Here is a 22,489-nt window from a genome sequence, read left to right as displayed (position 1 = left end):
AGAAACCTTCTTACATGTTTCTACTAAAATAGCGAAGATAGAAAATCATAGACTTCTGCTTTTTTGCTAGATGAAATCCATGTCTCTTATTTTAAGTATATCATGTTTAAAAGACTGTATGGGTATATTTTCACCAATAAAATTGCTATTCGACAGTATAAGTGGAGAGGCGACAATACCAGTGTTTTTCCGCATCGCAGATCTAGAACTCATCTGTGATCGAAGTGATTCATGATATAATTATGTTATGGTTTCTATCGACTGCGATGTTAAAAGCAATAAACCTGAAGAAAAGAGTTTTTCCAAAAAGAAATGAGGAACATAATCATGGGAAACATCATTGCGTGGCAGGATAAAAAAGATTTGGTCACTATTGATTTTAATGAAACCAATGAATGGACTGAATTAGATCCTGTTATTAAATCAGAAAATAAAGAGATCGCTGTTCAGTCTATCGATTGGCTTAACTCACAAACTGCTAGATTAACTTTGCAAAAAGATTTGCCACTTGGTAGTCAAGCAAAGCTTATATGGGGAGAAAATGAATGGCCGATTTATCCAAGAAATATTGTTAAGACTCGATGGTTCGATCAAACCTTTGATGCTAGTAGTGAACAACTTGGTCCTGTGTACTCTAAAGAAAAAACATCCTTTTCTGTATGGCACCTACTGCTAATAAAATGGATCTTGTTTTACAAAAACATAGAATTAAAATGAGCAGAAAGCCGAATGGGGGGGTATGGCATACACTGGCAGAGGGTGATTGGAATAACAGCCCATATCATTTTGCTGTAACAGTAAATGGAGAAGAAGTGCTCGTAAATGATCCTTATGCGAAAAGTATGACTGCAAACAGTGAGCAGAGTGCTGTCATTGATTTGAATTCAACTAATCCAGTCGGGTTTCGAGATGTTAATTATTCAAAAGTATCAAAACAGGATGCAATTATTTATGAATTACACATCAGAGATGCGACGAGTTCGAAGCACAGTGGTGTGAAAAATAAAGGGAAGTTTCTTGGCTTAACAGAAAAAAACACGCGTAACGCTAAAGGTTTCTCAACCGGTTTATCCTATATAAGTGAATTAGGATGTACTCATGTTCAACTCCTGCCTGTTCAAGACTTTGCTCGTGTCGATGAGTTACATCCACTGGAAAGTTATAACTGGGGCTATGATCCATTGTATTATTTTGTGCCAGAAGGAAGCTATTCGACTAATGCGAATCATCCGTATTTAAGAATTAATGAATGTAAGGAAATGATACAAGCATTTCATGAAGAGAATCTATCCGTTATTCTTGACGTTGTTTACAACCATGTTTTTCGTTATGAACATTCCGCTTTCGAAAAGTTAGTTCCTGGTTATTACTTTAGACATCACCAGGATGGGGTTCCAAGTAATGGAAGTGGGACCGGTAACGATATAGCGACAGAACGAAAGATGGTACGTAAATTTATATTGGAATGTATCGATTATTGGTTAACTGAATATAAAGTGGATGGATTTCGTTTTGATTTGATGGGTTTAATGGATATCGAAACAATGCAGACAATTAGGGAGAGGTGCCTGCAAGAAGATCGCCCGATTCTTTTGTTAGGGGAGGGGTGGGATCTTGATACACCACTTCCTCCAGAGCAAAAGGCTACGAATGCCCAATCATCTCAATTATTAGGAATAAGTTTTTTTAATGATTTATTCAGGGACTCAATGAAAGGAAATCTTTTTGAGGCAGAGAATGTAGGCTATGCGAATGGAAATGGCTACTATCTTGAAAGGATTGCTCAGTTAGTTTCAGGCTCTTGCCATCACAAGTTTGGCAAAATTTTTTCAAATCCACTTCAATCGATTAACTTTGTGGAATGCCATGATAACCATACACTTTGGATAAATTAGTTATATCAAATCCAAGTGCATCAGATTTGGTAAAAAAAAGAATGCACCAGCTTGCTACAGGATTAACACTTATAAGTCAGGGAATTCCCTTTTTACATGCGGGGGGGCAGGAATTCTTTCGAACAAAAAATGGGGGGGATGAAAATAGTTACATTTCAGGTGATGAGATTAATCAGCTTGATTGGGAAAAGCGTGGAGAAGAGGATGAGAATGTTCAGTGGGTTCGTCAACTTATCTCTCTTCGTAAAAATTATCATTTGTTTCGATTAAGTACGGCCGAAGAAATATTCTATCGATTACACATTATAAATGCAAAGGATCCCGTATTTGGTTACATGCTATTTGGGGGATCAGGAAGATTTTGTTATCTTTGTCAATCCAACAGATAAAAAAGTGGAAATTCAGATGCCATCATACGGTAGATGGGAAAAGCTAATTAGTAACATATCGGGTTCCATTGCGCCAATTAATAGTTTACTTCAAACGAGTACTGATATTGGGGCATATGAATTGGCTATCTGGAAGAAAAAGCGGATATAGAGTAGTACAATTTTAAATCAGAGATGTAAGTGTTATATGAAAATAAATAATATCAACGCTTTATCTTGACAGGACAGAGATCGTTTGATCGGGACCAGTCGGAATCATTTAAAAATAAGAGGCTGAAAATCCTATTATCCAGGGTTTTCAGCCGCTTTTATTAAATCTATTTTCACTACTATATTACTAAAAGAAACAAAAATTAAAGATAGGTGAATATTCAATAACGATAACCCTGTTCATTACTGTAATAAAGTATTGACTAAGTGTTTGTTCACTAACTTTCTATTTTTTCTTCTCTTTTGACATATTCTTTAAACATCGAATGATAAACGATATGTTCACGTGTAAATTTAGTAGGACTGTCTAAACCAGCGACAGCCGCTAAATTAAATAGATCCTGTCTTAATGTTACCAGATAATTAGCTGCACGGTATTTTTTTTCGTCAATAGCTAAAGCTTCTTGGAGCTTCTTATCTGTGGTGGCTACCCCAACAGGGCATGTGTTGGTATGACAAACCTGTGAGAAATTTCCATCCTCATCTCTGACTCCAAATAAACCAGCACTGATTTGCATGATGATGTCTACATCACCCTACAGATGGTATGGTGAAACACTTCCCTCGCCGGTGTTCATCCATGTAGCACCAGCCATTCCTAGTCCCTTTGATAATGCTGTAATAGCATTTTCACCTAATGAACCATAACTCATGGCCGATTGACCAATTAATCCTTTTAATTGAAAAGGATGAGAAGTATGTTCACCAATAACAACACTTTCTTCGTCTGATAAATAGGCAGCGTTTATTTCTGCTTGGGTGCGATGTTCTTTTCGATTAAAAGTTTTTCCTGATCAATATGATAGAGATGCGTTTGCAGTTTCTTAGTTGTATCCATCTTTAATTCTTCACTTAGTGCAGGAAACATACTATTGACAAGATATAAACCATCCTTCTCGAAGTCGCGTTCAGCACCATATCCTAACATGCTCGTGTTATATTTACCTGCTTTTACTACATATTCAAATTCTTTTCGGTTAAATGGTCTGCCTTCTCTATCGTTATAAAATAAATATTGTCGCAACTCTGGACCCATTTTTTCTATTATATATCTCATCATGCCAAGTAAAGGATAGTTTCGCAGTACAGAATGTTCTTTCTGCTTATTGTCATGGAAGTATATTCGTAAAGCTAACACGCCAGGGACAAAAGTAATTAATAAAAGTAAAGCTATTAATACTATGATAATCCATTGTTCCATCATGATTCTTCGCCTCCATTATAATAAGTAGGTAGATACACAATAACTATGATTAAAATCCAGATCACATCAACAAAATGCCAATAATATTGAAAAATAGTGTGTTTCTCATAGTAGAGAAAATCTGGAATTTTTTTGACTTTACGTTGAAAGTAAACCTGACATATCCAGCCCAGTCCGAACAAAACATGTGCCGCGTGATAACCTACTAACACATAAAAAGAAGAAAGAAAAACATTTGTTGAAATTGTATAACCTTCCTGCCAATATTTATAAAATTCGTGGACAGAAGACCCAATAAATAATAAACCAAGAATAAAGGTTAGGAGAATACCAATGTTAAATTTCTTATAATTGTTGGTTGCCATCCCTTTTTCACTAATGTAAAGCGTTAAACTGCTGGTTAGTAAGAAAATAGAAGCAATAATAAGTGACCGTGCTTCAAATACCTCAGAAGGATGTGGATCATTTCCTCCAGGTGTAAATAGAAAATAGGTGGCAAACAGGATAATAAACATCGTTGCATCGATTACCAGGTACCAGAAAAATCCTAATCGCTTATCCTTCAACAAAGTCCTTAAATCTTCCTTTTTTAAATTTTTCTTTTGATAGATTTCTATTCTTTTATCCTGCCAGGAAAAGAATATTAGGGTTACAAGAGCTGCAAGTCCAAAGAATATGCTCGCTATAAACCATTTGTAAATCATGGTGAAACAAAACAGAAACAAAATCACAGCAAGTATAACAGGTAAAAAACTTGTAGTAGAGACTGGATCAGGTCTGCTATTTGATGTAGTTGTTATCGATTGTTTGTTCTCCTTGGCATTCCATAAAGGATCCAGACTTTCGACAACCGGTGCAGGTGTAAATATATCCTCGGGTGGGGGGGGAGAAGGTACTGTCCATTCTAACGTCCGGCCATCCCACGGATCTGCTGTAACATGCTGCTCTGACCGATGTGTTCTATATATATTCCAAGCGAAAAACAGCATCGCAATCCCCCATCATAAATGCACCAATTGTACTGATGGCATTAAATAAAAACACACCATCTTCGGGCAGGTATGTGTAAACACGGCGCGGCATCCCCTGAAGACCGGAAAAATGCATCGGTAAAAAGGTTAAATGAAAACCAATAATAAATAACCAGAAGTGCCATTTACCTAATCCTTCATGTAATTGCTTCCCTATTATTTTTGGATACCAATAATAAATACCAGCAAAAATGCCTAAAACAGTTGCACCAAGTATCGTGTAATGAAAATGGCCAACCACAAAGTAGCTGTCATGAAACTGAAAGTCAGCTGCAGGAATTGATAGCATAACTCCCGTCACACCGCCCATAACAAAGGAAGGAATAAAACCAATCGCAAATAGCATTGGAACAGTTAATTGAATTCTTCCACCCTTGATGGTAAATAACCAGTTAAACACTTTAATTCCGGTTGGAATAGCAATCATCATCGTCGAAATAGCAAAGAAGGTATTGACGAAGGGGGCCTAATCCAACGGTGAACATATGATGTACCCATACCATAAAGCCTAAAAAGCCGATTAAAATAATGGATAGAACCATAGACGAATAGCCGAAAATAATTTTCTTGGAAAAGTTTGAGATGACATCGGAAAAGATCCCGAAGGCTGGTATAGCCAGTACATATACTTCTGGATGACCAAATATCCAAAATAAATGCTGCCAATAGACGGGATTCCCCCTGATCTCCACCAAAAAAGCTTGTGTCGAATAATCGATCAAACATAAGCAAATATAATGCAACGGATAATGCACTGAAAGCAATAACAATCAAAACAGAGGTAATAAGTGTACTCCAGGCAAATAAAGGCATACGGAACCATTTCATTCCCGGTGCCCTAAAGCGAATAATGGTAATCAGCATATTAATCGCTGTAAGCATGGTGCCGATACCAGATAATTGGATACCAAATATGTAAAAACTGTTACCAGGTCCTGCTGTAAAGGTATCTGTACTTAATGGTGTATATGCTGTCCAACCGGCATTTGCAGGTGAGGCTAGAAAGAAAGACACATTAAATAAGACTGCCCCCGCTAAAAAACAGCCAAAAACTTACTGAGTTCATTATAGGAAATGCAAGATCTTTTGCTCCGATTTGCAATGGTACAACAACATTCATCAAACCAATTAACAATGGCATTGCTACAAAGAAGATCATGATCGTTCCATGTGTGGTAAACAAACCATTATATTTATCTTGTTGAAAAACCCAGAAATCAAGCTGAGGTGCTGCTAGCTGTGTCCGAATCAGTAAAGCGTCTATTCCACCGCGGAAGAAAAATATGACTCCACTCAGCAAATACATAATACCAATTTTACGATGATTGGTTGTGGTAATGTAATCTATTATGAGCCCCCCCCATTTTTTCTTTTTGGTCAAATAATAGAATAGCCCTGCTCCTATAATAAGTGAAAAAACCCAGGCAACTATTACATCTGAGTTCTGATATAAGTTAAAGTTAGATAAATCAATAGTCACGTAAACCCTTCTTTCACTTGTTAGACTTTTTATCTAGCCAACTATTAAATTCATTTTCTGTTACCACATGCGTGGTGAATCTCATTTTTGTATGGTCAGTGCCACAAAATTCAGCACATTTTCCTTGGTATGTTCCTGTTTCTATCCCTTTGATTTCCATTGTGTTTTCTTTATGTGGCAAAACATCGACTTTTCCACCAGAGATGGGACCCAGAAGGAGTGAATAACATCGTTTGACTGAAGATGAAATACAATGGTTTTATCACTAGGAAGGTACAATTCATCTTGAGAAACCTTGCCATTGTCATAAACAAACGACCACGAAAATTGCTCTGCTTTCACCTGAATATGAACGGTATCCTTTGTATCTTTTTCGTGTGCTTCACTATTTGGCGATTGCGAATAGGTTACAATTACGGTTGGTACTGCCAGGATGGTAAGCAATACTATCGGGATAATTGTCCATGTCCATTCTAGTTTTTTATTACCTTTTGTTTGTACGGGTTGGTCATGACGACCACTGATATCACGATACTTTCTTACAAAAAGAAAAAGTAAGACGAAGACCGTAATTAAAACGAGCAACATAATTAAGAAGCTAAAATGAATTAAATCGGTTTGCGTACTAGCAGTGTCACTTTTGGGATTTAGGACTCGAATGTCACAGGCGCTCAGCAAACTAATCAAAGTGGTTATAAAAAATACATTTTTTAATACTCTCATTTTTATAAAGCTCCTTAAAACAATCGCTTAAGAATTGTTTTTAGTGGGGGCATATCCCATTCTCTTTCATTTTCCACTAATTTTTTCCAAAGGTGTTTAGAGTAAGAAAAAGCTTGATCCCATTCTATTTTTCCTGGCAGTGGGGCACGATCTTCAATTTCAACATCAATGATGGTTGGAAGTTGTTGATTTTTGGCAGCTTTTAAAGCAGCTTCTAATTCCTCCACACTATTGACATGAAAACCATTTCCTCCACAAGTAATGGCGAATTTGCCAAAATTAACATTTTCTAAGTCAGTCTCATAAGGGATATTTCCAATTAATTCTTGTTCATATTTAATCATGCCTAGTTTTTCATTATTTAGAATGATAATGGTCATTGGCAATTGATACTTCACAGCGGTTAAAAAATCCTGCATCACCATTGAAAAGCCACCATCTCCACAAATGGCAACCACTTGCTTATCCGGTTCATTTAATTTGGCTGCAATTGCTCCTGGTAAACCACAGCCATTGTGGCTAACCAGCTCGAGATGATAAACTGCTGATTTTTCATTCTTAAAAAGCGAGCTGTCCAGGCAGTTATATTTCCTACATCGACTGATAATATCGCATCGTCTTCTATATAACGATTTAAAGTATGCAGGACATCCGGTCCCTGGAGTTTATCTCTTTTTGTTGTAACGATGTCTTCGATATGTTTCCACCAGTTCTGCATATTCTCCTGACAGGCTCTAAGAAACTCTCGATCATTTTTATAGGAGAGTTGTTCATTAAAACGAAATAATACCTCTTTGGCGGATCCGATTAATCCGACGTCAACAGGATACCATTTTCCTATATTATTCGGATTGATATCAAGTTGAATGGCTGGGGCACTTTCCGGTAGAAATTCTCGATATGGGAAAGATGTTCCGATTAATAATAATAAATCTGCTTCATGCATCGCTTCATAGGATGGTTTGGTTCCAATTTGACCAAGGTTTCCGAGGTTTAATGGATGTTCATCTGGCAATACTCCCTTACCTCGTAAGGAAACCACAACGGGAGCTGCAATTTTTTCAGCAAATTCTGCTAGTTCTGTTCTTGCTTTGAGTGCCCCCCCTTTTCCTGCTAAAATAACTGGTTTTTTTGCCTTTTGTATAAGGCTGACTGCTTGCTTAATGCTTTCTTTATCAGGAAAAAGAGTATATTCGGGTTTGACTGAAGAACGTAAAGGCGTTTTTTTAATTGATTCTTTAAATATATTATCAGGTACCGTAAGAACTGCTACTCCTTTCTTATTTGATGCTTCTCTAAATGCTTGTTTTATCAATGGAGCCATCTGCTCACCAGAAGTAACCCGGTGATGAAATACCGCTACATCATCGAACAGTCTTTCCAAATTGACCTCCTGAAAATTATCGGTACCGAGTAAGTAATCAGAAATTTGACCTGTAATTACCACCATTGGAGCTCCATCTGCTTTGGCATCGTACATCCCATTTAACAAATGAATCGCCCCCCCAGGTCCACCAATAGAAACACAAACACCAACATTATTTGTAAATTTCGCTTCTGCTGATGCTGCGAGGGCAGCGACTTCTTCGTGTCTAACTTGAATGAAATAAATATCGTTTTTTGAATGTCGAAGTTCTTCGATTAAATTGTTGACGGAATCACCGGGATATCCATAAACATGATTCACATTCCACTCTTGTAAGGTTTCTATTACTGCTTCTGATGCTTTCATTCCTAACAACTCCTGTGATATAGATAAATTGGTTTCCTAAATTTCTATAATTCTCTACCCGTCTTTTTATAGGATAAACACACAATTGTAATGTTAGTCAAAATCAGTAATAGTGTATTGTATTTGGTATGTATGCCAGATGTTTAATAGGCGTTAAATAGTGAAATATTAAATAATAAAAGTGAAAGTATAGGAGGCTATAGTGTGGATATAAATGTGTATGTATATATTATTTTGGCACTAATTGTTAGTATCATTGCTTTAATTCTGACTGTGAAGCAGCTTGGCAGAAGTGATGCAAATTATGATGAAGAAACTAAACCTCAAGTGAAGAGACTTACCATGATCTATTTAATAGCTATATTTGGTTCAATCATTGCACTTGTGATATATATGAGTGTTACTTAGATCTATATTAGAAAAACCGTTGAAATGGAAGCTGACGAGTGGGGGGGCGATGGTTATGCAGTAATAACATTTTATTGTTACCTCATAAGTTAGGGAACATTGTATTCCTATTATGCAATTAAAAAATCCGAATAATAAAGAATTCTAATTGCAGAATTCGCATATCATTCGGATTTCATTTTTATCAATATACTCTTGTTTCAGAATTTTTATTATATTTTAGAAGATTAAGTGTTTTCATAAGGGTTGATTGTTTGGATATTTCCTGCCTCATCATACTCAATTTCTGTAAATTTAATCGAACGTTGATGATTGATCCCTTTTGATAAAGAAGCATCATGGTAAAATAGATACCATTTTTTATTGAATTCTAGAATAGAATGATGGGTAGTCCAGCCAATAACAGGATTTAAGATGGTACCTTTGAATTCAAAGGGTCCATAAGGATTATCACCTACTGCATATACGATTTTGTGAGTGGTTCCAGTAGAATACGATAGATAGTAACGCCCATTATATTTATGGACCCAAGCTCCTTCAAAAAATCGCCGATCCTCGTCACCAGCAAGAATAGGATTACCCTCATTATCGATAATCGATATTTCTTTTGATTCTTCTTTAAATGACAGCATATCTTCCTTAAATTCTGCGATGCGTGGTCCGTATGCTGGTTGGTCTGGTGCAGGTTCCTTACCGTTTGGATTATGGCTGCCTGTTTGCCATTGCTCTAATTGACCACCCCATAGTCCACCGAAATAACAAAAGGCCTTATTATCATTATCCACTAATACAGCAGGATCAATGCTAAAGCTGCCAGGAATATAGCTTTTTTCAGGTGCGAATGGTCCAGCAGGATTTTCGCTAGTGGCAATGCCAATTCGAAAGATTCCATCATAATCTTTTGCGGGATAGATTAAATAATACTTACCATTTTTGTATGCTGCATCTGGTGCCCATAACTGCTGGCTTGCCCAGGGAATGTCTTTGACATGAAGAACTTCACCATGATCCTCAACTGGAGCGCTTTCATTTTCCATTGAAAAAACATGATAATCTTCCATTGCATATTGAGAGCCATCATCAAAAGATTCACCATCATGCTCTAAATCGTGTGATGGATAGATGTAAATTTTTCCGTCAAATACATGGGCAGAGGGATCAGCTGTATAAATATGTGTTACTAATGCTTCATTTTGTTTGGATTGTTTACTCATAAAATTTCCTCCTTAGATAGATTCCATCATTAGTATAACTGATCAAAGGCTACTTTGTACAGTCGAAAAACTAAGTTGAAAGTTTAAAATATAAATAAGTTTCTAGATAAAATTTTTTTGACAGTGTTTATAATAATATAACAAGAAAGAAACCGCCTATTTTTGAATGTGACAGACGGTTATAATTTATAACTGATTTATCGATGAAAAGTCGATCGTGAGACAAGAGGATTTCCTCGTAAAAAGCAGATATCAATGAAAACTCCGACGCAATCAGAAAGGATTTGATCAATATAAGTTTATTTAGATCACTTAAAAGTATTAAAACACAATTTTAAAATCTATCTAAGTTTTCTCACAATGCGATAACAGTAGTACCTTGCTGCATTTTATACATTTGATAATAGTTACCGTATTGTTGTAACAATTCGTGGTGTGTTCCTTTTTCAATAATAGTTCCTCTCTCTAACACAATAATTTGATCAGCGTGCTGAATCGTAGAAAGGCGATGGGCAATTACTAGCATTGTTCTACCTTTTGCCAATACCTTCATTGCTTCTTGAATAAGTCCTTCTGTTTCTGTGTCGATGTTGGCAGTTGCTTCATCAAGAATGAGAATGCTTGGTTCAAATGCTAATGCTCTGGCGAATGACAGTAACTGACGCTGACCTGTAGAAAACTCACTTCCATTTTCTCCAACGGCTTCGTCGTATTGCTTCGGTAGTTTTTCGATAAATTAATCGGCACCAACAGCTTTTAAGGAAGCAATTGCCTTCTCTCTAGTGATCGAAGGATCATTTAACGTAATATTAGATAGCACGGTACCGGTAAAAATAAATGGATCCTGTAATACAATTCCAATATTTTTTCTCGCTTTCTGTCTGTACAAGCTAGAGATATTGGTATCATCAATTTTAATAACACCTTTTTGCGGATCATAAAAGCGGAATAACAGATTCATAATGGAACTTTTCCCTGAACCGGTATGTCCAACAAGTGCAGCAGTTTGCCCTCGCTAAATATGAAAATTGATTTGATGTAAAATGTAGTCAGTATCGTCATATGCAAAATCAACATCTACAAATTTAACGTCACCTTTGATCGATGTTGACGCTATTGAAGGGATTTCCTCACCATCTTCATCCAATAACTCAAAAACTCGCGCTCCGGCAACTCTTGCTTGTTCTAACTGTGGCAGCTGATTAACGATTTGCATAACAGGCTCAAATAAACGAGTAAGATAATCGACAAAAGCTTATAGTACTCCAGCAGTAATTATACTTTCACCAGATAAGGAAGCAGAGCCGAAAAACAAGATAAATGCTACAAATGCAATGCCCGCGGATGGCGTTGACCAGGTTAAAGGAAGTTAAAGCATTGAACACAATTAATTTCTTTTGGTAAGTAAATTGACGATTATTCAATACTTCAAATTCATCTTGTGTTTTTTTTGTACGTCGAAATGCCTGAATAATTGGCATTCCTTGAATTGACTCATTAATCGATCGATTAATATCTGTATTGGTAGTAAGAATCACTTCATTATAATTGCTTGCATATTTTTTATAAAGTTTCATCCAGACGAAGAGCAGGGGGGGAACAAGCACCAGACAGATACTCGCCAAAGTTGTATTCAGTAAGAATAGCGCGATAAAAATACCTGTCATGTAGATAAACCCATTCACAAAGGTTTTCAGTACCTTCACATATAATTCTTTGATCGCTTCCGTATCATTCGTTACTCGTGCAACTATCTTACCGGCTGGTCGATTAACAAAGTATTGCATAGGTAATTCTTCAATATGTCTAAACACATCATTACGCATCTTCTGAATAATTTTATTTGCAGATACTTGCAACAAATAAGTTTTGGTATATTGAAAAACAGAGGCAATTAAAATTTTCCAAAAAATAAAAAAAAAATAAAAATACTACGCCTTTAAACGTAGTAAATTTTATTTAAGATATTGTTTATTGTGGTGTAGTAGGGGGGGTAGGGGGGGTTGATGGCGAAAAGTTATGTGAAATATAATCATATATAGCTTGAGTAATTGTAACATCTCTACCAATTAACCCTTGATTTCCAAATAACACATTAAATTCTAATATATAATATTTGCCACCACTAACAATAATATCGAATCCAGCATGGTTAATATTTAATGCTTTGGCAGTTTTTAAAACGAGTTCCAATGCCTGCTCTGGTATAAACTGTGAACAGACTGATCCACCTTGGGAAACATTGTGTAAAAATTCCCCTTGTTGTCCAATTCGCCAATAGGCAGCATAGATTTCTTCACCGATGATACAAACGCGTAGATCTTTACCGTCATTAGGTAAATATTCCTGAATATATAAAACTTTATTACTAGAGGTATATTCCCGAAATTCTGATTCTGCATCTATTAAAAATACGCCGTTTCCCATTGAGTTTTTTGCTTCTTTAGCGACAAAAGGGAAGGGGAAAGTCTCTAGAATAGATTGGATATTCGCTTCTGTATTAGCAAGTATTTCTGTGTATGGCACATATTCTTTTGCTACCGTCCAAAGTGCACGAGTCATTTCTATCTTATTCGAACCTAACTGAATTGTTTCGATACTAGGGAATATTTGCTTTTTTAGTCCGTGTACGAGAGATGGCACTTGCCATGTTTCAGGAAACAAAACTAAGTCTGCTTCTTCCAATTTTTCTAATTCTTTAAACATTAAATCTGGCTTTATATAAGTAACCCCAGGAATACCAATTGTTCGAAACGCATTACAGGAAACTAATTTCATCTTTCATTTCTCCATCTCTATTAAGTTATCAATCTAATAGTAGCATGGTTTTTGGAAAAAGCTACACTAATTTTTAAAATATATCCATTTCATTTAGATAAAAATCATAAAGAGTTTTCCTCTTTTTCAGTATCTCCACTGTCAGTACCAGTGTTATCTTCTGAAGTATTTTTTTCTTTATCATTGTTTTGCTTTTCAGCTTCTTTACTCATTTCAGTTTTTTCGTTATTACTGTTATTACTTGTTTCCTTGTTCTCTTGATTTTCTTGATTCTGTTCGGTTTCTTGTTCTATTTGACTTTCTTGATTCTCTGACTGATTGTCTTCTTTGTCTTGTGAAGTTTTTTCTTTATCGTCCTTTTGATCTTTTTGTGTGTCGTCGTTATTATTTGTTTGATTAGGATCATCTGCGTCGTTAACTGAAGTATCTTCTTTTTTCTCTTGCTTTTTATTAACATTTACATTTTCTGTATTTTCCTTATTTTCTTGATTTTTCTTTTCCTTTTCTTCCTTCTTTGCTTCTTTCTGTTTTTCTTTGTTTTCTTTCTTGTCTTTATTTCTTTCTTCCGTTGGCTGCGACTCTTGTAGATCTTTTTCCTCATTGTCATTTTCTATCTTTGGTTTAATAGGTATATATTTTGTTGGTAATTCTGTACCTTCTACAAATAATTCTGTAGTAATGCTATTGGCAGGCGTATAGACAGAAGCTAGTTTACCATTTCTTTTGTCTATTTCAACTTCTATAACGCTATCTGGTTTTGTGAAAGGTGTTGAAGCAATATTTTTTGATACTTCTGCCATTATCTCTTTGAAAAGTAATTTAGATAGTCGAGCATCTTCTTTTGTCACATATTGCTCGGTTGTAGTCGATTGATATCCTGTCCAGACTGCTGCAGTATAATCTGTAGTGTAACCTACAAACCATGAGTCCCTGGATCCGTTTTTAATTCCTTCGGGCGGATTAGTTGTACCAGTTTTTCCTGCGAGGGGGGGAAGACCTTCAATATTGGCGAGAGTACCTGTACCTTCTTGAACTACGTCAACAAGCATATCTGTTATCATATATGCCGTATATTCTTTCATTGCTTGGCTAGGCTTTGACTGATATTCCACAATATCGCCACTAGGATATTCTATTTTGGTAACACTATATGGTTCGTGATATGTTCCTTGATTACCAAAGGCAGCATAAGCACCAGCCATATCTAATGGAGATACTCCATCTTTATCACCGAAACCACCAATCGCATAGGATGGATAGGCATGTTCTAATTCAATTCCCAAGTTACTAGCGAATTCTAAGTTTTTGTCGTTTTCGATCTCTAAGAAGGTTTTTATAGCAGGTATATTATATGATTTCACTAAGGCTTCTCTCATCGATACCATGCCGTGGAATTGATCATCATAGTTTTTAAATGTTTTATCATTAATCTCAATTTCTTCATCTTTAATTTGATGATAAGTAGATTGTTGCTTGTATTCAATAGCAGGACCATAATCTAATATCGGTTTAATGGTGGAACCTGGTTGCCTTTTAATATCTGTCGCGAAGTTAAAGCCTCTTTTCACATTTTGGTTTTTAGGATCGCGGTTCCCGCCAATAGCTCGAATAGCTCCAGATTTAGTATCTAATAGCACTACACCAGCTTTAAAGTTATCATCTGGAAACGGAATTGCATCTGTCCCTGTCATTACTTTTTCTGTATAAGTCTGTGCGTTAGGATCAAGAGTGGTGTGAATCTTTAACCCACCAGTAAAAATTTCATTTTCAGAAATGTCATTTGCTATTAATTCCTCTATTACATAATCAATAAAATATTGGAATGATTGCTTTTTTTTCTCGGTATACAAGCTGTTATTTATTTTAATCTCTTGTGCTTCTTTCATTTTATCTGAAGAAATAAAATTATTTTTCTCCATAAAAGAAAGTACTGTATCACGACGTTCCTTCGCAATTTCTGGATGCTTAAATGGGTCATATCCGCTAGGGCGTTGAGGCAAACCTGCTAATAATGCAGCTTCTGCAACCGTTAATTCCTTCACATTTTTATGGAAGTATACTTCTGCTGCTGCTCCGATCCCATATGCTCCATGTCCAAAGTATATTTTGTTTAAGTAAATTTCTAATATTTCATCTTTGGAATATTTATCTTCTAGCTTAAGTGCCAAATAGGCTTCCTGTACTTTTCTTTCTAATGTTTTTTCAGAGGAAAGATACGTGTTTTTTACCACCTGTTGTGTGATGGTACTGCCACCTTCAGCTCCCCAGCCTTCCTTTATATTTGCCAGAATGGCTCCTCCAACTCTTTTAATATCAATGCCACCATGCTCTCTAAATCTACCATCCTCAATTGCTATAAATGCTTGTTGGACGTTTAAAGGAACATCCTCAATTGCAACTGGTAATCGATATTCTTTGCCAGAAATTGTAGCAATCTTTTCTCCATTCATATCGTATATAATAGAGGATTGGGCGTTTTCTAATTTATCCTTATCTAATCTAGGTGCATCCTTAATAAGTGCAAAAACTGTTATACCTCCGATAATCAGTAAAGAAATGGAGATAAGAAAGGCAATAAATAAAAGTTTTATGAAACCTTTTTGCTTATTAGTTGTATCCTTTGCTGTCAAATCTATCAACCTCTCTAATAATACTTCCTTATTCAAAATACCCAAAAAGTTAACTTTATAAACGCTTTAGAGGATTAATAGAAAAATATAATTTATTTGTGGTAAAGATGTATCCTACATGAAACTCTGGTTGTGAGAAATACTTTTTGTGTAATTTCTTGGAAAGATGACTTACTTTATAAACAATAACCCTTTATTAGTAAATTGAGTTATCATTTCTGCTATCTGTTTCGGTGATTCCTGAGTATCCATATCGAGCCATTCTTTGATAACATGAATAGCACCACTTATGATAAACGTACTAAAATAATTAGCCTCATTTGACTTCAAATGAATAGCTTTGTTTAATAAAAACTGCCTCGCAATAATCATCACTCTTTTTTCAAAACTTGTTCCGGTATTTTGAAGAAGTAATGTTTGACAAATTTCCTTTCTGTTTTGGATGTATTCCAATAATTTTTCTGTCATCTGAATTGATTCCTCTTCTTCAACGAAACTGCATTCATTTAAGTATCTATTCATTTCTTCGATGATTTCTTCTTCAATCTGATAAAGTAAATCGAATTGATCCGTATAATGGGTGTAAAATGTGGAACGATTGATATCTGCAATTGCACAAATTTCCTTTACTGTTATAGAGGAAAATGCCTTTTTATTTAATAATTGGATGAGGCTGTCTTTTAATGCCATTCGGTATATTTTTTTCTGCGGTCTATATTTTTGCTCAAAGGAAACCCTCCTAAATGTGAACTTTTTGTAACAATACAACATATACGTTAAATATGTTGGAAAACATACAGAGTTTATAAAACTGTTTGTTGAATATCCAACACGGTGTCTATATAATGATAAAGTGTAATCAAGATAAATGCAAGGGAGGATGAAGTACGATTGACCTTTCAACTAAAATAATAAAACATAAAAAATCAATAGTGATCACATTTTTATTAGTTACTTTAATCAGCGCTATCGTTCAATTTGGCGTTTCGGTTAATTATAACATGGCAGATTATTTACCTGATGACGCACCATCTACTGCTGCGATGGAAGTAATGGAGGGGGGGAATTTGAGACCGGGGGGGTAGAAAATGCGAGGGTCATGTTATATGATGTCACTGTTCAGCAAGCACTTGACTATAAAGAACAGTTAGAAGTCATCGATGGGGGGGTAAGTGAAGTGACATGGCTTGATGATGCCGTCGATATCAAAACACCATTGGAAATGGTCGATCAAAATATTATAGAAACATATTATCTGGATAAAAATGCTTTACTTTCGTTACATATTCGTGAAGGCGATGAAGTGGCGATCACGAATGCGATATATGAGTTGATTGGTGAGGACAATGCCCTGGCAGGTGGAGCTGTTGATACAGCTGTTTCCCAACAAATGGCTGGTTCAGAATCAGCCTATGCTGCTTTATTATTAGTGCCAATTATCATCATTATTTTAATTCTATCTACTAATTCATGGATGGAACCAGTTTTCTTCCTTACAGCTATTGGTGTCTCGGTACTAATTAATCTTGGGACCAATATTTTTCTGAGTGAAGTATCGTTCGTTACCCAATCTGTTGCACCGATTCTACAATTAGCTGTTTCGCTGGATTATGCGATCTTTCTGCTCCATAGTTTTTCTGATTTTCGTAACAGGGAGAGGAACCTACTAATGCAATGCGCTTAGCGATGAAACGATCGTTTCCTGCTATAGCTGCAAGTGCCTCTACCACGTTTTTTGGATTTATGGCACTCACCTTCATGAATTTTGAAATTGGCTCTGATTTAGGGGTGAATTTGGTTAAAGGAATTGTGCTTAGTTTCATTAGTGTGATGGTTTTCTTACCAGCATTAACAATTACCTTCTATAAATGGATTGATAAAACGGAACATAAACCAATTGTACCTATCTTCAAAAATATTGGGAGAAGAGTGTTGAAATTCCGGATACCAAGTATTATTCTTGTTTTTATTATCGTAGTACCAGCTTTTTTGGCACAAAATAATACAGACTTTATTTACGGTACTGGTGAACAGCCGGACAATATGCGCGTGGGGGAAAGATGAGAGAGCTATTGAAGAAGTATATGGAAAATCAACACCACTTGTTTTGTTAGTTCCAAAAGGAGATATTGCCAAAGAGGAAGAATTAGTACAGGAATTAGAAAATGTTGAAAATGTTTCTAGCGTGTTAGCCTATGTCAATACCGTTAGCGCTGCTATTCCTCCTGAGTATTTAGAAGAGTCGATGATAAGTCAATTTTATTCTGATAATTTTGCGCGAATCATTCTGAACACCAAGACGGACTCAGAAGGTGAGGAGGCTTTCGCATTTATTGATAAAGTAAAAGATATGGCCGAGAATTATTATGGAAATGATTCATATGTGCTTGGAGAAAGTGTTACGTTATATGATATGAAACAGACAGTCGAAGCGGATAATCTGGTCGTGAATATTCTTACGATTGTGGCGATAGCGCTTGTATTACTAGTAACGTTCCGCTCGATTTCCATGCCAATAATCCTGTTATTAACCATTCAGGCGGCTGTTTGGATCAACTTATCGGTGCCTTATTTTATGGATACATCGCTTGTATATGTCGGATACCTGATTGTTAGCACAGTCCAATTAGCCGCAACGGTGGATTACGCGATTTTATTATCAGAAGCCTACAAGGAGAATCGAAAAGAAATGCCAGCAATGAAGGCCATTAAGAAAACAATTAATGAAAAAATCTTTTCCATTCTAATATCTGCTTCTATTTTATCAAGTGTAGGATTTATATTAGCCTGGACTTCCACAAATCCGATTGTGTCATCAATTGGGTTATTGCTTGGAAGAGGAGCATTGCTAGCATTCATATTAGTGGTATTTTTCTTACCGGCTATGCTTGTGATATTTGATAAACTAATTAAGGTAACAACTTGGAAAGCAAACTTTTATAAGGAGAAAGGTTGATTATGATTAAAAAAAGAATGTTAGTAATGTGGATTATTAGTCTGCTGATAATGGCAACTGTACCCGTTCATGCTGCTAATTCTGCAGTCGAAAAAGATGAAGTAGTTTATACTACTCTACAACCTAATGGTAGTCAGCAAGAAATGTATATAGTCAATAGTTTTAAAGTCGAAAACACGGAAGAAATTGTTGATTATGGTAACTATACAACTGTAAAAAATCTTACCGATCTATCTGAAATCGTTAAAGAGGATGAGAAAGTGTCGTTTTCAACATCAGAGGATACGTTTTATTATCAAGGTGATCTGGAAGGGAAATTATTACCATGGAAATTTGATATTTCTTATCAACTCAATGGTAATAATATATCAGCAGAAGATTTAGCAGGGCAGGATGGTCATTTAAAAATAGAGATTCAAACGTCAGCAAATGAACAAGTGAATCCGATTTTTTATAATAATTATTTATTGCAGATTTCGTTAACGTTAGATGCTGGTAAATATCAGGAAATAGTTACTGAAAATGGTACGATAGCAAATGCAGGTAAAAATAAACAAGTAACATATACCGTTATGCCCGAACAGGAAGAAACATTGGTCCTAGAAGCAGATGTTACAGATTTAGAATTAAATGCCATTGAAATTTCGGGTGTACCTTCTGCACTGTCGATTGAATCACCTGATGTTGATCAAATCACAGGGGGGACTTTGAGAGTTTAACAGACGCAACAAAAAAAATAGATGATGCTGTTGGAGACTTGAAAACAGGTATTGCTGATTTGAATAACGGCATGGCCGATCTAACAAGCGGATCAGCTGACTATAAAAATGGCATAGCTGAATTAAATAATAGTTCCACTGAACTGTTAAACGGATCAGCTGCGATTGATAAAGCTTTAGTCACTATGAAGGATTCATTAAATCAGGATATGAGTGGTGCCGATTTTGGAAAATTGCGGGTGGGATTAATCAAAATCTCTGAAGGAATGAAAGAGGCTGCAACAGGCTTAACAACTTTACGTGACAATTATACCAAAGCTTATCAGAAATTAGATGAATCAATTCATGCGATTCCAGCTCATGAAATTTCTGAGGAAGAGATAAAACGTATAGCCAGTAAATTAGAGGAAGAGCAGGACCGGAAAATTGTGCAGAAGTTAGCTGAAACGTATGGGGCAGCTCAAAAAGCAAAAGGAACGTATGAGGCCACCAAAGAAGTATTTGCAGCGGTTGATCCTACGCTAAACGAAATAAGTGGCGCGCAAACAGAAATGGCGACATCCCTGGAAACAATGGCTAGTGAAGTAGCTAAGGCAAGTGAAAAAATCAATATTCAAGAATCGATCAAGGAATTACAAAATGGCTTAGGCAAATTGTCAGATAACTATAAGTCCTTCCATGGCGGTTTAGTCGAATACACTCATGGTGTAAGAGAGTTATCTAACGCATACCAAAGTATTCATCAAGGTGTTACAGATATTTATCATGGAACAACTGAATTGGAAAATGGAACAACTGAATTACGTAACGGTACTTCTAAATTGGCTGATTCTACAAGCGAATTACCTGAACAAATGCAAGAAGAAATTGATAAAATGATTAATGAATTTGATAAATCTGATTTTGATGCTGAATCTTTTGTTTCTGAAAAGAATGAGAATATTCAATCCGTTCAATTTGTGATTAAAACAGAAGCAATAGAGAAAGAAGAGCAGGCAGAAGAACAACAAGAAACAGCGAAAGAGAAAAGCTTCTGGGATAAACTCTTAGATTTATTTCGCTAATAAAAAGTGACGGTTGAAACATGCCGTCACTTTTTTACATGTGATTGTTTATCATGACTTTTTTCAATGGATGGTATTCAAAGAGCTTTCCTTCATATAAAAGTTCAAAGGCAATGCTTTTTCTGAAATCATCTGGAGTCACCATGGCTGGAAGCTTATCCCAGAGTTTTATGCCAGAACGAAATAAAATATCAGCAACAAACTGAGAGCAAAAATAGGAATTACTAAATTCAACTGGCTCTTTTAACGAAACTCCAATAACTCCTAAAATATTATAAAGAAATTTATGATTATTTTTAATAAATACTTCTAATATTCTTTTCATTTTTTGTTTTTCACGCTCTGTTACCTGAAGCCGATAGATGACACAGCTTGTATTCGGATACTTACTGTACGTACCAGTAAAAATATCTTCTTTCACAAAACCTCCATGTAAAGGATTTGTTGGTTTTTTCCTGCCGAAGCTATACATTTCTTTCAGCTCGGAGTCAAACGACAATGAAGCATGATTATAAGGTGCCTTTGTATACGTTTTTATGACATTTGTAAATAAGGTTCCTGTATCTGATAACATAATATAAACATATTCTTGATTCACGATATCACCAACTTAAAAAATATTCTCTTTTCATTATAAAGCAATTCCTGTAAAATGGATGCAGTTTTTAAAAAAAGAATGGGTGAGATTATCTTGCAGGAAACAATTTGGACTTTATCGATTATTTTTATTGCATTATTTAGTGCCTCAATAGCTATTAAACTTGCACCGAAATTTCAGAAACATAAAGATTTTGACACACTTCAATCACGGATTAAAACATGGTGGGGGGGAATGTTTGTGATTTTTTGTTTTGCAACATTATTTAATTCGACGGTATCTCTTATTGCCATTATGATTCTTTGTTATTTTGCGCTGAAGGAATACTTTATGATGATGAAAACGCGTAAATCAGATCGTCGTATTTTTCTGTGGGCCTATTTAATGATACCCATCCAGTTTTACTGGATCTATATTGGCTGGTATGGCATGTTTATCGTATTTATACCTGTGTATGTGTTTCTTTTTTTACCGTTACCACGAATAATAGGAAAAGGGACAGTAGGTTTTTTGCGATCAGTAAGTTTTACTCAATGGGGGGGATTAATGTTAATGGTATTTGGTATCAGCCATCTTGCCTATTTTCCTGTGGCAACACCGTTATATGGACCGAATCTTGTCTTATTTCTAATTATATTGACACAGGTAAATGATGTTATCCAATATTTAATTTCGCTTTATATCGGTAAACATAAAATAGCACCGACAGCAACCCCCCCTATCTTACCTGGGAGGGATTTATTGGCGGATTAATTATTACGACATTGACTTCTTATTTCATATACTCGTTATTAACACCTTTAGATCTAATGTTTGGAATTATTTCAGGAGTGCTGATAAGTGTGGCAGGTTTTTTTGGAAGTGTAACGATATCGGTATTAAAGCGTGATTTATTGATAGGGAATAATAAGAATATCGAAAGTGTAAAAGATAGATATTTAAATAGAATTGATAGTTTATCCTATACTGCCCCCCGATATTTTTTCATGTCGTTCGCTATTTTTTTGAATTCATGTAATCAAAGACATGCACACCTTTAAACTAGGTGTGCGAATTTTAAAGAATGGATTAGTTTACTAAATAATATCCGTCTGTTGTTAAATAATTCTGCAGATCTTCTAATGCTTGTTCAGGATTGATTCCTTCGACAACAAATTGCACATCACAATCTGCGCTAGTTAACAATGAAAAAGCAACCAGTCCAGGTAAATCATGTAGAGAAATCATTTGATGATTACCAAGAATATAGATAGAACCATTATAATTTTTCTCATATTGAAAAAAAGATATTATTTGTTTCATGCTTAGCTTTTCTTCAAGTGTTACTTGAGTAGACAAGAATTTTTTCATGATGTTCATCCTCCTAATATTGGCTTACTGAATATATAGCCAGAATCCCATACTATGAAACGCCTGTTTATATTAAAAAATGATGTCAAATGTAACAATTAGTTTAAT

General features: G+C 35.5%; 15 protein-coding genes and 6 pseudogenes. 9 read left to right on the top strand and 12 right to left on the bottom strand.

The genetic code is table 11. From position 1 onward, the window contains the following. Window positions 1–327: 327 nt before the first annotated feature. From JCM21714_RS18475 to JCM21714_RS21695, 4 genes are read left to right on the top strand one after another with little or no spacing between them, the layout of a single operon-like run. Complete coding sequence (locus JCM21714_RS18475; RefSeq protein WP_052000596.1) at window positions 328–717, top strand: hypothetical protein; 390 nt, start codon at window positions 328–330, stop codon at window positions 715–717. Further along, entirely contained in the window at window positions 714–1,895 is a 1,182-nt protein-coding gene (gene pulA / locus JCM21714_RS12495; protein WP_235182826.1) for a type I pullulanase, read from the top strand. The genes JCM21714_RS18475 and pulA overlap by 4 nt, the downstream gene beginning before the upstream one ends. After that, a complete protein-coding gene (locus JCM21714_RS18470) occupies window positions 1,883–2,284 on the top strand; it encodes a hypothetical protein (protein ID WP_052000592.1) in 402 nt (133 codons plus the stop codon). Before pulA ends, JCM21714_RS18470 begins: the two co-directional genes overlap by 13 nt. A gap of 4 nt (window positions 2,285–2,288) precedes the next feature. Beyond that, on the top strand, window positions 2,289–2,435 hold the full coding sequence (locus JCM21714_RS21695; protein WP_235182825.1) for a hypothetical protein: 147 nt from the start codon (window positions 2,289–2,291) through the stop codon (window positions 2,433–2,435). A 277-nt stretch (window positions 2,436–2,712) separates the two neighbouring features. Here JCM21714_RS21695 and JCM21714_RS19345 read toward each other — a convergent pair. The 5 genes and pseudogenes from JCM21714_RS19345 to JCM21714_RS12470 all read right to left on the bottom strand — a co-directional run bounded on the left by JCM21714_RS19345 (window position 2,713) and on the right by JCM21714_RS12470 (window position 8,664). Further along, window positions 2,713–3,695 (bottom strand): annotated as a pseudogene (locus tag JCM21714_RS19345) (glutamate synthase-related protein). Then, window positions 3,695–6,203 (bottom strand): annotated as a pseudogene (locus tag JCM21714_RS24780) (cbb3-type cytochrome c oxidase subunit I). The pseudogenes JCM21714_RS19345 and JCM21714_RS24780 overlap by 1 nt, the downstream one beginning before the upstream one ends. 19 nt (window positions 6,204–6,222) lie before the next feature. Next, on the bottom strand, window positions 6,223–6,369 hold the full coding sequence (locus tag JCM21714_RS24250; protein WP_084040759.1) for a hypothetical protein: 147 nt from the start codon (window positions 6,367–6,369) through the stop codon (window positions 6,223–6,225). Beyond that, entirely contained in the window at window positions 6,351–6,932 is a 582-nt protein-coding gene (locus tag JCM21714_RS12475) for a cytochrome c oxidase subunit II (RefSeq protein ID WP_035724790.1), read from the bottom strand. The genes JCM21714_RS24250 and JCM21714_RS12475 overlap by 19 nt, the downstream gene beginning before the upstream one ends. Before the next feature lie 14 nt (window positions 6,933–6,946). Then, window positions 6,947–8,664 (bottom strand): annotated as a pseudogene (locus JCM21714_RS12470) (pyruvate oxidase). A gap of 204 nt (window positions 8,665–8,868) precedes the next feature. Here JCM21714_RS12470 and JCM21714_RS12465 point away from each other — a divergent pair. Continuing rightward, a complete protein-coding gene (locus JCM21714_RS12465) occupies window positions 8,869–9,072 on the top strand; it encodes a hypothetical protein (protein WP_035724789.1) in 204 nt (67 codons plus the stop codon). Window positions 9,073–9,299: 227 nt separating this feature from the next. Here JCM21714_RS12465 and JCM21714_RS12460 read toward each other — a convergent pair whose 3' ends face one another. From JCM21714_RS12460 to JCM21714_RS12440, 5 genes and pseudogenes are all read right to left on the bottom strand, one after another. Next, window positions 9,300–10,286, bottom strand: a complete 987-nt coding sequence (locus JCM21714_RS12460) for a glycoside hydrolase family 43 protein (RefSeq protein ID WP_035724788.1) — start codon at window positions 10,284–10,286, stop codon at window positions 9,300–9,302. Between the two features lie 355 nt (window positions 10,287–10,641). Beyond that, window positions 10,642–12,187, bottom strand: a pseudogene (locus JCM21714_RS12455) (ABC transporter ATP-binding protein); the annotation flags it as partial. Between the two features lie 70 nt (window positions 12,188–12,257). Continuing rightward, window positions 12,258–13,064, bottom strand: a complete 807-nt coding sequence (locus JCM21714_RS12450) for an ATP-grasp domain-containing protein (RefSeq protein WP_035724787.1) — start codon at window positions 13,062–13,064, stop codon at window positions 12,258–12,260. A gap of 104 nt (window positions 13,065–13,168) precedes the next feature. Next, complete coding sequence (locus JCM21714_RS12445; RefSeq protein ID WP_235182824.1) at window positions 13,169–15,694, bottom strand: transglycosylase domain-containing protein; 2,526 nt, start codon at window positions 15,692–15,694, stop codon at window positions 13,169–13,171. Window positions 15,695–15,865: 171 nt separating this feature from the next. After that, complete coding sequence (locus tag JCM21714_RS12440; RefSeq protein WP_052000587.1) at window positions 15,866–16,384, bottom strand: TetR/AcrR family transcriptional regulator; 519 nt, start codon at window positions 16,382–16,384, stop codon at window positions 15,866–15,868. A gap of 311 nt (window positions 16,385–16,695) precedes the next feature. Here JCM21714_RS12440 and JCM21714_RS12435 point away from each other — a divergent pair. From JCM21714_RS12435 to JCM21714_RS21680, 3 genes and pseudogenes are all read left to right on the top strand, one after another. Continuing rightward, window positions 16,696–18,650 (top strand): annotated as a pseudogene (locus JCM21714_RS12435) (efflux RND transporter permease subunit). A gap of 2 nt (window positions 18,651–18,652) precedes the next feature. Beyond that, the gene (locus JCM21714_RS21685) at window positions 18,653–19,369 is read left to right on the top strand and encodes a hypothetical protein (protein ID WP_235182823.1); all 717 of its coding nucleotides are present in this window, start codon (window positions 18,653–18,655) and stop codon (window positions 19,367–19,369) included. A gap of 38 nt (window positions 19,370–19,407) precedes the next feature. Then, on the top strand, window positions 19,408–20,433 hold the full coding sequence (locus JCM21714_RS21680) for a hypothetical protein (protein ID WP_235182822.1): 1,026 nt from the start codon (window positions 19,408–19,410) through the stop codon (window positions 20,431–20,433). A gap of 34 nt (window positions 20,434–20,467) precedes the next feature. On the opposite strand, the gene JCM21714_RS12425 is transcribed toward JCM21714_RS21680, so the two are convergent. Beyond that, window positions 20,468–21,007: a hypothetical protein gene (locus JCM21714_RS12425; protein WP_439644469.1), complete on the bottom strand. Its 540-nt coding sequence runs from the start codon at window positions 21,005–21,007 to the stop codon at window positions 20,468–20,470. Between the two features lie 117 nt (window positions 21,008–21,124). On the opposite strand from JCM21714_RS12425, the pseudogene JCM21714_RS12420 reads away from it, so the two are divergent. Beyond that, window positions 21,125–22,049: pseudogene (locus JCM21714_RS12420) on the top strand (phosphatidate cytidylyltransferase). A 50-nt stretch (window positions 22,050–22,099) separates the two neighbouring features. On the opposite strand, the gene JCM21714_RS12415 reads toward JCM21714_RS12420, so the two are convergent. Then, window positions 22,100–22,381: a hypothetical protein gene (locus tag JCM21714_RS12415; protein ID WP_035724783.1), complete on the bottom strand. Its 282-nt coding sequence runs from the start codon at window positions 22,379–22,381 to the stop codon at window positions 22,100–22,102. Window positions 22,382–22,489: the final 108 nt, after the last annotated feature.

Source organism: Gracilibacillus boraciitolerans JCM 21714, from assembly GCF_000521485.1.
GTDB classification, from domain to species: Bacteria; Bacillota; Bacilli; order Bacillales; family Amphibacillaceae; genus Gracilibacillus; species Gracilibacillus boraciitolerans.
The sequence above is the reverse complement of the archived record's forward strand: the minus strand, read 5'-3'. Positions and strand labels throughout refer to the sequence as shown.

Excerpts from the sequence above, each read along its gene's own strand:
- JCM21714_RS12415 (WP_035724783.1), bottom strand. The coding sequence starts at position 22,381 with ATGAAAAAATTCTTGTCTACTCAAGTAACACTTGAAGAAAAGCTAAGC.
- JCM21714_RS12440 (WP_052000587.1), bottom strand. The coding sequence starts at position 16,384 with ATGGCATTAAAAGACAGCCTCATCCAATTATTAAATAAAAAGGCATTT.
- JCM21714_RS24250 (WP_084040759.1), bottom strand. The coding sequence starts at position 6,369 with ATGGAAATCAAAGGGATAGAAACAGGAACATACCAAGGAAAATGTGCT.
- JCM21714_RS12450 (WP_035724787.1), bottom strand. The coding sequence starts at position 13,064 with ATGAAATTAGTTTCCTGTAATGCGTTTCGAACAATTGGTATTCCTGGG.
- JCM21714_RS12475 (WP_035724790.1), bottom strand. The coding sequence starts at position 6,932 with ATGAGAGTATTAAAAAATGTATTTTTTATAACCACTTTGATTAGTTTG.
- JCM21714_RS18475 (WP_052000596.1), top strand. The coding sequence starts at position 328 with ATGGGAAACATCATTGCGTGGCAGGATAAAAAAGATTTGGTCACTATT.
- JCM21714_RS21685 (WP_235182823.1), top strand. The coding sequence starts at position 18,653 with ATGATTAAAAAAAGAATGTTAGTAATGTGGATTATTAGTCTGCTGATA.
- pulA (WP_235182826.1), top strand. The coding sequence starts at position 714 with ATGAGCAGAAAGCCGAATGGGGGGGTATGGCATACACTGGCAGAGGGT.
- JCM21714_RS12425 (WP_439644469.1), bottom strand. The coding sequence starts at position 21,007 with ATGTTATCAGATACAGGAACCTTATTTACAAATGTCATAAAAACGTAT.
- JCM21714_RS12460 (WP_035724788.1), bottom strand. The coding sequence starts at position 10,286 with ATGAGTAAACAATCCAAACAAAATGAAGCATTAGTAACACATATTTAT.